Origin of the sequence: Clostridium weizhouense, assembly GCF_019431045.1 — a bacterium.
In the GTDB taxonomy this organism is placed as follows: Bacteria; Bacillota; Clostridia; order Clostridiales; family Clostridiaceae; genus Clostridium; species Clostridium weizhouense.
Map to the genome: position 1 here is coordinate 14,503 of NZ_JAHXPT010000015.1, position 13,611 is coordinate 28,113.

A 13,611-nucleotide genomic window follows, 5' to 3' on the forward strand; every position below is an offset into this window, starting at 1 on the left:
GAGAAAAAATGATATGAAAGATATAGATATATTTTTAAAAATAGAAGAACATTTAATTAATGATGATAAACCATCTATATTTTTAGAAAAAGAATTAAGTAATGGAACATTTAATAAATATCCATTTTCAATGATTGGTGAATTAAAAGAGGTTCCTCAAAATCCTAAATTTCATCCAGAGGGTGATGTGTTTATACATACAATGATGGTAGTAGATGAAGGTGCTAAAAATAGGGATAAAAGTAGAGATAAACGAGTATTTATGTGGACACTTTTATTACATGACATAGGTAAAAAGCCAACTACTAAAATGAGAAAGGGAAGATTAACATCTTATGATCATGACAAAGTAGGTGCAGAAATGGCAGAAGAATTTTTAAAATATTTTAATCAAAGTGAAGAATTTATATTACAAGTAAAATACCTAATAAGATGGCATATGCAAAGTTTGTTTGTAACTAAAGATTTAAAATTTAAAGATATTACTGGATTATTAAAAGATGTTGATATAGATGATATATCTTTAGTTTCGCTTAGTGATAGGCTTGGGAGAGGTGGATTAAACTCTTTAGATAGAGAGGATACAGAAAAAGATATAAATAAATTTAAAGAAATACTTATTAGAGAAATGTAGATAAATAATATAAAAAAGAGTTTTATAAAAAATGATTAGATTATGTTGTTATAAAATATGGTAAACTTCTGCTGATGAAGTGTGGCTCAAAATACACTATCATAAAGAGTTGTTATTTATTTGAATATGCATTAAATTTAAAAATTTAAATTAATAATAGATTAAGTTTAACATTTAATAAGTTTTTTAATAATATAAATTATAGTAATTTGTATTAGAGGTATATTGTGTTTAGAATATTTCCTTTTAAATTTGGAGGCACTATTGATTTAAATAGAGTAGGTAGTATTATAGGAAACCTTTTAGAGAATATTGATATATCTATTTTCACAGAAGAATATAATATTAAAGATGATACTTATGGATTAAATAATCAAGTAGAGGAACAAGAAGAAAAAGCTGAATTTATTAATTTAGAAGAATATGATGATATGTATGTTTTAAGTATAGAATTAAAGGGGGTTGATTTAAGGCAAACAAGTATACAGTATAATCCAGGGAAAATTTCTATTAATCTAAATAAGTTTGAGATAAACAAAGCTAATAATGGAATGTTTACATCTAACTATATGGTTAAAAAGAATTATATAAAAGAATTTGATAATATTGAAGCAATTGAAGAAACTAAATTAATAAAAACTATGGAAAATGGTGTACTTAGAATATCGATGCCTAAAAAGTATATTTTAGATTCAAAATCAAAGATAGTTGATGTAAATGATTATATTGAAGATTAAATAAAAAGGGAGGATATTAATTTAGGATTTCCCTAATATAAATCTTCCCTAATATTACATAAAAGCTATATATTATTTTTTACGCTTATTTGCAATCTCAACATTAACTCTTTTTTTGTTAATCTTACCGCCAGGACATTTGTTTAATATTTTTGAAGAAACGCCCTCTTCAACAGTTACAAATGAGAAGTTTTCCATAAGATCTATTTGACCAATTGCTGAAGCGTTAATTTTAGTCATATCTTTAATATAGTTTATTAGAACTTTTGGAGTTAAACCATCTCTTTTTCCTACAGAGAAGAATAAACGAACATCTTCTTTTTTGCTAGGTGATTCTAATTTATTTGAACTATATTCAAAAACACTTTCATTTTCAAATTTTACTTTTATTAAAGCTGCAATTATAGATATAGGATCATAGTTTTCATTTAATTCTATTGCACTAGGAATAAATTTAGAAAAATCTCCTTCATCAATAGTTGATTTAATTTCTGATACCATATTATTAAATTTCTTATTATGAATTTCTTCTGCAGTTGGAATAGCTTTTTGAGTTATAGTACTTTTAGTTACTTTTTGAATTTGTTTAAGCATTGAAAAATCTTTTGGAGTTACTAAAGAATAAGCAGTACCAGTTCTATTAGCTCTACCAGTTCTTCCGATTCTGTGAACATAAGATTCTACATCTTGTGGTAAATCGTAATTTATTACGTGAGTAACACCATCAACGTCAATTCCTCTAGCAGCAACGTCAGTAGCAATTAATAGATTTAAAGAACCTTCTTTAAATTTCTTTAATGTAGTTAATCTATGAACTTGAGTCATATCACCGTGCATTCCTTCAACTACATATCCCTTAGATTGTAATTCTTCAACTAGTTCATCAACACCTCTTTTTGTACGGCAGAAGATTATAGCAGAAGATGGATTATCTAAGTCTAATAATCTACAAAGAGCTTCTAATCTATGTTTATTATTAATCATAAAATAATTTTGTTCAATTTTAGAAACTGTAAGAGAACTTTTTTTAATAGCAACATGTTTAACATCAGCTTTCATATAATTTTTAGCAAGCTTTGCTATTGGTTGTGGCATTGTAGCAGAAAATAGTAATGTTTGTCTTTCGTCAGGAGTATGATTTATTATAGTTTCTATATCATCAATAAATCCCATATTAAGCATTTCATCAGCTTCATCTAATACTAAACATTCTATAGAGTCTAATTTAAGAATTTTTCTTTTAGTAAGATCAAGTACTCTACCAGGAGTTCCAACAACTATGTCTACATTGTTTCTCTTTAATGCTTTTATTTGTCTATCTATTGATTCTCCACCATAAACAGGTAATACAACAGTTTTTTCATATTTTGAAAGTTTATTAAGCTCATCATTAACTTGAACTGCAAGTTCTCTTGTTGGTGCTAAAATAAGAGCTTTAATTCCTTCAGATTTAGTAATTTTGCTAAGTATAGGACATCCATAAGCTGCAGTTTTTCCAGTACCAGTTTGTGCTTGCCCTATTAAGTCAAATCCTTGAAGTGTTACTGGTATACTTTCTTCTTGGATTTGTGAAGGTTTAGTAAAACCAAGGTCATCTATTGCTTTTACAATAGTATCTTTAAGACCTAAAATAGAAAATTGATTATTGTTCATTAAATATCCTCGTTTCTTTATTTAAAATTGATTAGTTTTTTACTTTAGATAATGTTTTTTTAAAATTAATTTTTTTCATCTATAAGCCAAATAAAATAAGTTTAACAGAGTAATAGGTATCATGTCAAAAAAAATATTACCTTATAATATATTTAATAACATTTTATATTATAAAAATGCAATTAATAGTTAAAAGAAATAAAAAACAAAATTTATCTATTAAAGTGACCGATGTTTTCATTAACGAATTGTTAAATATTATGGGTAAAAATTTAATAAAGTGCTAAATTTCAATAATTTTATTGCAAACTTTGAAAAGAACCTATAAATTTGAAACTTATTCAAATCTATAAGTCCTTACTAGTCTAAATTATTTTCCTTAGGTTACTAATATTAGTTAATATGTTTATATTTACTAACTATTATTGATTGAACTTTACTTGGTAAATTATCTTCTTCTTCCTTAGTTAAATCTTTTGTAGTTATAGGTTCATGTATAAAAATTTCTATATCTGCTGGTCTAATAATATTTTTATTTTGTTCTAATAATTTGTAAGTACCATTTATAGTTATTGGAACTATTAAACATTTAGATTTTGTGGCTAGTTTAAAACTTCCAGATTTAAATTCAGAAATTTCTTTTCCTTTACTTCTAGTTCCCTCAGGGAATATAACCATAGAATATCCATTTTTTAATAATTTAATACCTTCAACTATTGATTGTGCAGATTTTCTTAAATTTTTTCTATCCATAAATATACAATTTAAATGTTTCATCCAAGTACTAATAAATGGCCAAGATTCTAATTCCTTCTTTGCAATAAAACCTTTTGGAACATCAATAGATGACATTAGTAAGGGAATATCAAAATTGCTTTGATGATTAGATACAAACAATACTGTTTGATCCTTTGGTAGATTTTCTATTCCTATTATATTAACTCGTGCACCACTTAATTTCATGACAAATTTAGCCCATCTAGTAGTTGTCTTATGGATAAATTCAGCTCTTTTTTTAGTATCACCTTTTTTTTCTAAGAATTTAATTTCTATTCCAAATAGAGAAAGAAATAATAAACTTATAATAACACTAAAATAGAATATTATAGTTCTTATCATATAATTACACATCCTTAATTTTAATGACTTATAAAGATAGTATATTATAAAAATGTATTATTTAAAAGATAGTGGGCAAATACTTAATAAAATGAGAAATAAAAACATAGCCAAATTAAAACAAAGATTTTTAAACATTTTTTTAAAATTTAAAATTAATTTAAGGAAAAGTATAATAAAAAAATATATAATTAATATTAACTTAAGAATTTTGTTGTAAAATTTATATGTTAAAAATAAAAACATAATTTAGTTAATATGTGGAGTGATTAAATGGAAAATATTGAACTAGAGAATACAGTAATAAGTAGAGACATAATAGGACTTCGTGATGAGGAAGTAAGAGAAAGAATTAAATCAGGAAAAGTAAATTACATACCTAAAGTACCTTCTAGGACTTTATGGCAAATAATTAGAGCAAATTTATTTACTAGTTTTAATGCAATAAATATTATATTAGCTATTGTAGTTGTAATAGCAGGTTCACCCAAAAATGCAATATTTGCAGGTGTAATATTAGTTAATACTTTAATTGGTATAGTACAGGAACTTAGAGCAAAACAAACATTAGAGAAATTATCAGTTATAAGTGAACCATATGCTAATGTAATTAGAAATGGTACTTTAAAAAAGATTCCATTAGAAAATATTGTATTAGATGACATATTATATTTAGAAACAGGGTATCAGATATTAGCAGATGCAAAAATAATATCTCAATGTGGATTAGAAGTAGATGAATCCATGCTTACAGGTGAATCTGATTCTATTGTAAAGAATGATAATGATAAACTGCTGTCAGGAAGTTTTGTTGTGGCTGGAGATGCATATGCTAAGGTAACTAGTGTTGGTAAAGAAACTTATGCAGCAAAGCTTGCTGATGAAGCTAGAAAATTTAAATTAATAAATTCAGAACTGCAAAATTCTATAAATAAAATTTTTAGAGTTATAATATGGATAATAATCCCTTTATCTGTTTTATTAACGGTAACTCAACTTAGGGTAAAAGATATAACATGGCAAGAGGCAGCAATAGGGACTGTTTCAGGAATTATAGGGATGGTACCAGAAGGCTTAGTGTTATTAACTAGTGCTACATTTATAGTGGCTATAATAAAGTTATCTAAATATGATACATTAGTTCAAGAATTATGTGCTACTGAAGTTTTAGCAAGAGTTGATGTTTTATGTTTAGACAAAACAGGAACTTTAACAGAGGGAAACTTAAATTTAGTAGATGTTAAAAGTATTGGTGATATAGATACAGTGGAAATTGATAATGTACTATCTGGATTAGCACACAATCTCCCAAGTAAAAATGCTACTCAAAAAGCTATTTTAGAAAAATATAAAGATAATTCTTCAGATTTAAAATGTTTAAAAAGCATAGCATTTTCTTCTAAAAGAAAGTGGGGAGGAATTACTTTTGATAAGGCAGGAAGTTGGGTACTTGGAGCACCTGAAATAATATTAAATGATTCATATAATGAAATAAAAGAAAGTGTAGATGATGAAGCAAAAAAAGGAAGAAGAGTTTTGCTTCTAGCAAAGATTGAAAATAATGAATTAAGTGAAACATTAGCAGGTAAAATAACAGCAGCAGCATTAGTATTAATAGAAGATATAATAAGAGAACAAGCACCGAAGGTGTTAAAATATTTTCATGAACAAGATGTAGAAGTTAAAATAATATCAGGAGATAATCCAGTAACAGTATCAACAGTTGCTAAAAGAGCTGGAGTTCATGGATGGGATAAAACTGTAGATGCTAGGACTTTACCTGAAAATGAAGAAGAATTTATAAAAGTTATTGAAGAAAATACTGTATTTGGAAGAGTAACACCTCATCAAAAAAGAAGAATAGTAAAGGCATTGCAAAAAATGGATCATACAGTTGCTATGACTGGTGATGGTGTTAATGATGTCCTTGCATTAAAAGAATCAGATTGCGGGATAGCTATGGCAAATGGATCTGAGGCTACAAAGGCGGTAGCGCAACTAGTATTATTAAAATCAGACTTTTCAGCGTTGCCTAAGGTTGTTGAAGAAGGACGAAAACAAATTAATAATTTAGAAATAGTTGCAGAATTATTTTTATCAAAAACAGTATATTCTATAATCTTAGCTTTTGTATTTTCAATACTGTTCTTACCATTTCCAGTTTTGCCAATACAAATGTCATTAGTGGGAAGTTGTGCAATAGGTATTCCAGCATTCTTTTTAGCTTTATTACCTAGTCGTGGTGCTGTTAAAAGAGGTTTTTTACAAAGAATATTAACAGTAAGTATTCCAAATGGAATATTTCTAGCATTATTTACAACATTAACATTTATGATTTCACGTCACATAGGAGGTTCTATAGAATATAGTAGAACATTAGCATTGTTAATGCTTGCTGGAACTAGTATGGTTATTTTACTTAAGGTTTCTAGACCATTAACAAAATTTAAATTAGGATTAGGTATTGCTATGTTTGGAATAGTAACACTAGCATTCATAACTCCTATAGGAAGATGGATATTCACATTAGAAGTAATTAAATTAAGACATTGGATTATTTCTTTAGCTGTAATAGTAGCCTCAGGACCATCAATAACTAAAATAGTGGATTTTGTAAGAAAAAAGGTTAATAATAAATTTAAGCATAGATATAAGATAATTTGCAGAGGTGATAAGGGTGTTAAAAAATGATTATATGAAAGAAATGGAACATAGCTTAGATTTAGTAAAAGAAGAGGTAAATAAGGAAGTTTTAAAAGGAGATTTTGAAAAAGCTAAAAAAGCAATAAATAAGCAATTAAAAAATTTAGTTGGTCTAGAAATAGATACTATAGATACATTATCATTTAATAGCATCAAAGATATAATAAGTAGAGATAGTTATTTTAATGTTTGGAAGTATATAGCACTAGGAGAATTGTTGCAACTTCAAGGTATTGTTTGTTCAAAAGAAAAAGATGATAATAAGATGGCAATCTATTATCAAAAGTCATTACAAGCATTTTATCAAGCTTATGAAGAAGAAGACATTGAAACTAAAAAATATAATGAAGATATCTTAATGCTTTTAGATGAATTGAGTAATTATGATATTCCTTTAGAAGATGATAAGAGAGTAATAAAACTTTATGAATTAATTGAAAGATTTGATAAGGTAGAAGATATGATATTTTATATAGTAGAAAAAAGTAATAATGATAAAAATATCATACAAGAAGGAATAGAGTTTTATACTAGACTTAAACAAAAGAGTAGAGAAGTTTTAATAAATGGGAATCTCCCAATAGAAGAAGTAGAAGATAGCTATTTAGAACTTAAAAAATTATTAGATCAGGGATATGCTTTAAAATAATGTTGATATCATACATAATATCAACATTTACTAAAAACATAGTGATAAATAGATCAGGACATGGCTTACTTGACAATAAATAGTAAGTATAATACAATTTATTATGTAATTTCAACAAACATGTGTCCTCATAGTTAAATGGATAGAACAGTCCCCTCCTAAGGGACAGATGTAGGTTCGATTCCTACTGGGGATACCAATAAAAAGCTACAACCTAGCAGCATTAAAGGTTGTAGCTTTTATTGCATATTAATATGGAATTATATTGAATAATTATAATAGAATTACAGAGGATTGTTGTTGTGGAGTGATAAAAATGATTATAGATATTTTAAAAAATTATAGAAGAAATTTATTAGAAGTTATTTTCTTAAGTATAGGATATATAATTGGAATTTTAAGTTTATCTATAGGAATAAGTGTAATAAAAGAGAGTATAGAATACAATCTTGATAGTACATCAGGATATGTTAAAAATATTACATTAGCGAATATAGATTTTACAGAAAATAATCTTGAATTAAAGAAAAATATTAATAGTATTATAAATAATATTACAAATATTGGAGAAGTTCAAATTATCAATTTAGATTCATTAGAAATTAATAATGATTTAAAATTAAAATCAACAGTTGTATTGACTATGTTTAAAGAAAAAAGCAATTGGCATATTCCTATAATAGAAGGAGATTTTTTTAATGAAAGTAATTTTAAAAACAATGAGAAAGTAGTTATAATAGGTAAAAATTTAGCAGATAAATTATTCCCTAATGGTATTGATGACAATTCTAAAGTAGAAATTTTAAACGAAAAATACAAAGTAATAGGTATTTCTGGAAGAGAAAATAGAGCTACACAATGGGATGATGTAATATATATACCGTATAATACATGTTCAGAACTTTTGAATATTAATGGACAAGATAGGAATTCAATAACATTAGTATTACGAACAAAAAGTACAGATAGAGAATATGTTCAAAGTAAAGTAACAACTATATTAGATGATCAATTGAAAAATACAAGCTGTAGTTATAATATAGATTTTGATTATTTAGAAAATAGAAATAATAGTAATATATTTAACAGTATATTTGGTACTTTGTTTATAGCAGGAACAATATTAGTCATAGTTGTAATCAATGTAATTAATTTATCTCGATTTTGGATTTTAAATAGAAGAAAAGAGATTTGCATAAAAAAATTATTAGGAGAATTAGATAGTAATATTATATATTCAATTATAGTAGAAAGTATAATTATTGCTACGTTTTCAATGTGTATTGCATTATTTATTCAATATATAATACCTATTATATTTAAAAACATGTTAAGTAATATTGGGTTTAACTGTATACCTTCAATATTTAATGTATTAGGTTCATTTTTAGTTGCATGTATATGTGGAATTATATCATCTATAGTACCAATAAAAGAAATGATGAATATGCAGCCTATAGAAGCACTAAGAAATGCTTAGAAAGTGAGGGATAGAGTTGAGTAGTTTAGAAATGATAATACAATCATATAAAAAACAGAAAAGGAAAAGTATTTTGATTTTTATTCAATTATTTATTTCTTCATTTTGTTTAGCAGTTGGAATAGGTTTTTTTGAAATGAATATTTCACATATTTCTAAAGTAAAATCAATAATAGGTACAGATATTTTATATACTATTATAAATACAACACCTCCATTTAGAGATTTAAATGAAAGTGATAATATTTCCATAAAGAAATTTTATAGAGATATTAAACAAGATGAACGAGTTATGTCAATTGGTACATATGATGTAGGATATATTAGTAGTACGAATGATTTGTATAGACCAAATGATTTATATAGAGACAAGCCTGTAATTATAATGGATAATTCGTTTTTTAGTATGCTATGTGATAAAGAAAGAATGTCTATATTTAAAGAAGAAAATAATATAAAATTAAATATGGCATTTGGTAATAATATAAGTTATATTTTAAAAAAAGGAGAAGGAGTAAATGTACATATTCCAACTTCAAATAAAAATTATAATGTTACAGCTGTCAATATGATTAATAAAAATAGTTATTTTTTATCAACATCATCTAGAGGCTATATAACAAATGATATTAATTCAACAGAAAATATGATGTTTGTGTTGTTACCAGAGTCGGAAAAACCTATATGTAGTGATAAATATTTTATTAAGTTAAGGAATGACGTAGATCGTGAAAGATTTATTAAAGATATAAATGATTTAGGAAAAAAATATGGGATTGAAAGTTATACTCATGATATTAATTATGAGATAAATGAATATATAAATGGTAATATGATCCCTATGATAGCTTCTATAACATTATCAGTTATATTATTAATTTTATCATCTATAGGGTTAGTAGGAGTGATATTATCATCAATACTACGAAGAAAGAAAGAGTTTGGAATTAGATATTCATTAGGATGTACACCAAATGAATTATTGAAATTAATAGTTGGAGAAATAATGCTACTATTTATTATGAGCACATTTTTAGGAATTACATTTTCATATATAGTTTCTTTATTTATAGAAAATATGGAGATAGGATTATTATCCATGATTTGTTGTAGTGGAATCATGTTTTTATTTTGCTTTTTATCAAGTATTATACCTGCTAGAAAAATTATAAAAATGGATCCAATTACTTTAATTAATAGAGGATGTGATTAAAACATGAGTTTAATAGAACTTAAAGATTTAAGCAAAGAATATACTTATGGTGAAAGTAGTACGTATGCTTTAAAAAATGTAAATCTTAAAATATATGGTGGAGATATGATAGCTATTATGGGACCATCTGGAGCTGGAAAATCTACTTTACTTAATATACTTGGATGTCTAGATAAACATAGTAGTGGGACGTATATTTTAAAAGGAAAAAATATAAATGATTTTTCTAAAAAAGAACTGTCAAAAATAAGAAATAGAGAAATAGGATTTATATTTCAAAATTTTGCACTTATACCTGAATATACAGTTGGTGAAAATTTAGAATTACCATTACTTTATAAGAATAATTTTTCTATAAAAAAAGATAAATTAAATAAAGAACAAAGAATGAAATTAATAGAAAAAGCTCTTAAAAATGTACTTATATCCAATTTAATAGATAAAAAACCTTCATATTTATCAGGGGGACAACAACAAAGAGTAGCAATTGCGAGAGCACTTATTGCTAATCCAGATATTATACTTGCAGATGAACCAACGGGTGCTCTAGATCAAAAGACGGGACAAGAAATAATGAATTTATTAAAAGAAATTAACAAACAAGGTAAAACAATAATAATAGTAACTCATGATTCAAATATAGCATCATATTGCGATAAGACGATTAATGTTATTGATGGTATAGTGAAAAACTGATAATATGGAGCTATCTAATTAGATAGCTTCTTTTCTATTTTACAAATAAATTTTTTATATATGCTATTTTAAAATTATATATAAAAAGAATATTTTATCATTTATTATAATTGTAATTTATTTATGAATTACAATTAAAGTTTAATATTTATCAACAATAGATGCAATGAAAATATATTTAATATTTTTATTAGAGAGAGCCTGTGATAGTTTATCTTTATTAAGAATTTTATCATTTTTATCTAATATACCTTTTAACATATCATAAAGGAAAATATATAGAAAATATAAAATAGTTTCAAATGATAAGATAAATTTGATTATATAAATATTCAAATTTATAATGAAATTTCCAGATAAATCTATTAAAATAGAATTATAAAAAAAGTTTATGTTATACAAATTTAGTAATAAAGAATTTAATATTAAATAGAATTTTTTATAATTTTTAATTTAAAAATTGTAATCGTTAAATATTAATCCTATACAATTTAATAAGATGAAAATATTGATAATAATTTGTAGTGAGATTTAGAATATTTTATTAAATGAAGTAATATAACATAAATATAAAAAGGGATTTGGAAAGGAAGGGTTTTATATGGATATATTTGCAGAACAATTTATCCCCTCAAATAAGTCATATAAAGCTAGTGAGATTACTAAAAAGGTTTCTATAGTAATTTTTATACTAGCATTATTTATGATATTTAGTTCTCTAATTATAACGGTAGCATTGATAATCTTAGGAATAGTATTATTTTTAATAAGTATGTTTAATTATGTTGAGTATGAATATGAATTTTTTGATGGAACATTAAGTGTAACTAGAATTTTTAATATGAGTAGAAGGAAGGTTGCTATAAAAATAGACAAGCATTGTTTAAGAAAAGCTTATATAGTAAGAGATGGAGAAGTAAATAATAAAAGAATAAAGAAATTTTATAATACGAGTATAGAAAATTTACAAAAGTATAATTTTGAATTAAATAATGGCAAGATAGTTCAATTAGCATTAAATGATGAATTATCAAAATTGGTAAATATATATTTAAAATAATAAAATATATATTTATATACAATAGCTGTATATAAATAAATTAATAATAGTTTGTATACAGCTATTTTATGGTTTTAATACATAAATATTATAAAATATGGATATTAAAATTTAGAAAAATTATAAAAACGTCAATAATATGAATTTAGAGTAATTATAAATATTCTAATTTATATTACTGATGTTTTTTTAGATTAAGCTAATATATTTCTTTTATTAAGAATATGCTATAATGTTAAGTAAAATATTAATTAATTTTTATCTTCCAATTTAATTTTAATTAACTACATAAATCTAAATGTTAATTAACATAAAGAGAGGATAAATATTAATAAGTCATTGGGAGAGTGATTTTTTTTGGACCCTAGTTATACGTGGGAGATAGTAACATTAATAGTACTACTTATGCTTTCAGCATTTTTTTCGATGTCTGAAACAGCATTAATGTCTTTAAACAAAATTAGAGTAAGACATATGGTTGAGGAAGGGGTACCAGGAGCTAAATTAGTTGAAAAGCTTACTGAGGATCCTAATAAATTATTAGGAGCAATATTAATTGGTAATAATATAGTGAATATCGCAGCATCAGGTCTTGCTACTATGCTTGCAACAAATATATTTGGTGCAGGTGGTGTAGGAATTGCTACAGGAGTTATGACTGTATTGGTATTAATTTTTGGTGAGATAACGCCAAAGTCTATAGCAAAGCAAAATTCAGAACATGTTGCATTAAAGGTTAGTAGACCAATAAAACTTGTTGTAATTATATTTAAGCCTTTTGTATATATGTTTAGTGCAATTTCTTCAATTTTTATAAAGATTTTAGGGGGAGACCCTAAAGCAAGTGAACCGTTTATCACTGAAGAAGAATTAAAAACCATGGTTGGTGTAAGTGAAGAAGAAGGTGTATTAGAAGATGTTGAAAAAGAAATGATTTTCAATGTTTTTGATTTTGCGGATCTTCAAGTAAAAGATGTTATGGTTCAAAGAGTAGATGTTGTTGCAGTTGATTCAGAAGCAACGTATTATGATGTATTGCAAGTTATAAAAGAAGAACAATTTTCAAGAATACCGGTATATAATCAAACAATAGATGACGTAATTGGAATTTTAAATGTTAAGGATCTTGTAATGATTGAAAATCCAAAAAAAGATTTTAATATTACTAAATATATAAGAGAACCTTTTTACACATTTGAGTTTAAAAAAATTATAGAATTATTTAAAGAAATGAAAAAGACAAGAAATCATATTGCGGTTGTATTAGATGAATATGGTGGAACTGTTGGTATAGTTACAATAGAGGACTTGGTAGAGGAAATTGTTGGCGAGATTGAAGATGAATATGATGATGAAAAAAGGGATATCGAAGTAATTAAAGATAATGAATATGTAGTAGATGGTAGTGTAAGACTTCATGATATTGGTGATTTAATAGGTATAGATATGGAATCAGAAGAATTTGATTCTGTTGGAGGTTTAGTTATTGGCGAACTTGGAAGAATGCCAGAAGAAAATGAAGAGATAAAAGTTAACAATATGAAATTTGTTGTTGAGGATATAGATAAAAATAGAATAAAAAAAGTTAGAATATATACAGAAGAAATATCTTAGTTTTGATATATAAAGGCTGTTCAAAAGTAGAAAATAATTTTTGCTTTGGATAG

General features: G+C 25.2%; 11 protein-coding genes and 1 tRNA gene. 10 read left to right on the top strand and 2 right to left on the bottom strand.

Annotated elements, in window-relative coordinates; all coding sequences use genetic code 11:
- Nucleotides 1–13 precede the first annotated feature (13 nt).
- Nucleotides 14–634, top strand: a complete 621-nt coding sequence (locus KYD98_RS15535) for an HDIG domain-containing metalloprotein (RefSeq protein WP_219780967.1) — start codon at nt 14–16, stop codon at nt 632–634.
- A 227-nt stretch (nt 635–861) separates the two neighbouring features.
- Nucleotides 862–1,371 (top strand): Hsp20/alpha crystallin family protein, encoded by a 510-nt coding sequence (locus tag KYD98_RS18450; RefSeq protein ID WP_219780968.1) that lies wholly within the window; start codon nt 862–864, stop codon nt 1,369–1,371.
- A gap of 72 nt (nt 1,372–1,443) precedes the next feature.
- Here KYD98_RS18450 and KYD98_RS15545 read toward each other — a convergent pair whose 3' ends face one another.
- The gene (locus KYD98_RS15545) at nt 1,444–3,024 is read right to left on the bottom strand and encodes a DEAD/DEAH box helicase (protein WP_219780969.1); all 1,581 of its coding nucleotides are present in this window, start codon (nt 3,022–3,024) and stop codon (nt 1,444–1,446) included.
- A gap of 393 nt (nt 3,025–3,417) precedes the next feature.
- Complete coding sequence (locus KYD98_RS15550) at nt 3,418–4,143, bottom strand: lysophospholipid acyltransferase family protein (RefSeq protein ID WP_219780970.1); 726 nt, start codon at nt 4,141–4,143, stop codon at nt 3,418–3,420.
- A 273-nt stretch (nt 4,144–4,416) separates the two neighbouring features.
- Between KYD98_RS15550 and KYD98_RS15555 the strand changes: the two genes are divergently transcribed.
- The 8 genes from KYD98_RS15555 to KYD98_RS15590 all read left to right on the top strand — a co-directional run bounded on the left by KYD98_RS15555 (nt 4,417) and on the right by KYD98_RS15590 (nt 13,558).
- Nucleotides 4,417–6,834 (top strand): cation-translocating P-type ATPase, encoded by a 2,418-nt coding sequence (locus tag KYD98_RS15555; RefSeq protein ID WP_219780971.1) that lies wholly within the window; start codon nt 4,417–4,419, stop codon nt 6,832–6,834.
- A complete protein-coding gene (locus KYD98_RS15560) occupies nt 6,821–7,495 on the top strand; it encodes a DUF6483 family protein (protein WP_219780972.1) in 675 nt (224 codons plus the stop codon). The genes KYD98_RS15555 and KYD98_RS15560 overlap by 14 nt, the downstream gene beginning before the upstream one ends.
- A 124-nt stretch (nt 7,496–7,619) precedes the next feature.
- A tRNA-Arg gene (locus KYD98_RS15565) sits at nt 7,620–7,694 on the top strand.
- Between the two features lie 117 nt (nt 7,695–7,811).
- A complete protein-coding gene (locus tag KYD98_RS15570; protein ID WP_219780973.1) occupies nt 7,812–8,975 on the top strand; it encodes an ABC transporter permease in 1,164 nt (387 codons plus the stop codon).
- 16 nt (nt 8,976–8,991) lie between these two features.
- Nucleotides 8,992–10,188, top strand: coding sequence for an ABC transporter permease (locus KYD98_RS15575; protein ID WP_219780974.1), 1,197 nt, complete (start codon nt 8,992–8,994; stop codon nt 10,186–10,188).
- Between the two features lie 3 nt (nt 10,189–10,191).
- Nucleotides 10,192–10,884, top strand: coding sequence for an ABC transporter ATP-binding protein (locus KYD98_RS15580; protein WP_219780975.1), 693 nt, complete (start codon nt 10,192–10,194; stop codon nt 10,882–10,884).
- 601 nt (nt 10,885–11,485) lie between these two features.
- Nucleotides 11,486–11,944, top strand: coding sequence for a DUF6106 family protein (locus KYD98_RS15585; RefSeq protein WP_219780976.1), 459 nt, complete (start codon nt 11,486–11,488; stop codon nt 11,942–11,944).
- Between the two features lie 357 nt (nt 11,945–12,301).
- Nucleotides 12,302–13,558, top strand: a complete 1,257-nt coding sequence (locus KYD98_RS15590) for an HlyC/CorC family transporter (RefSeq protein ID WP_219780977.1) — start codon at nt 12,302–12,304, stop codon at nt 13,556–13,558.
- Nucleotides 13,559–13,611 lie beyond the last annotated feature (53 nt).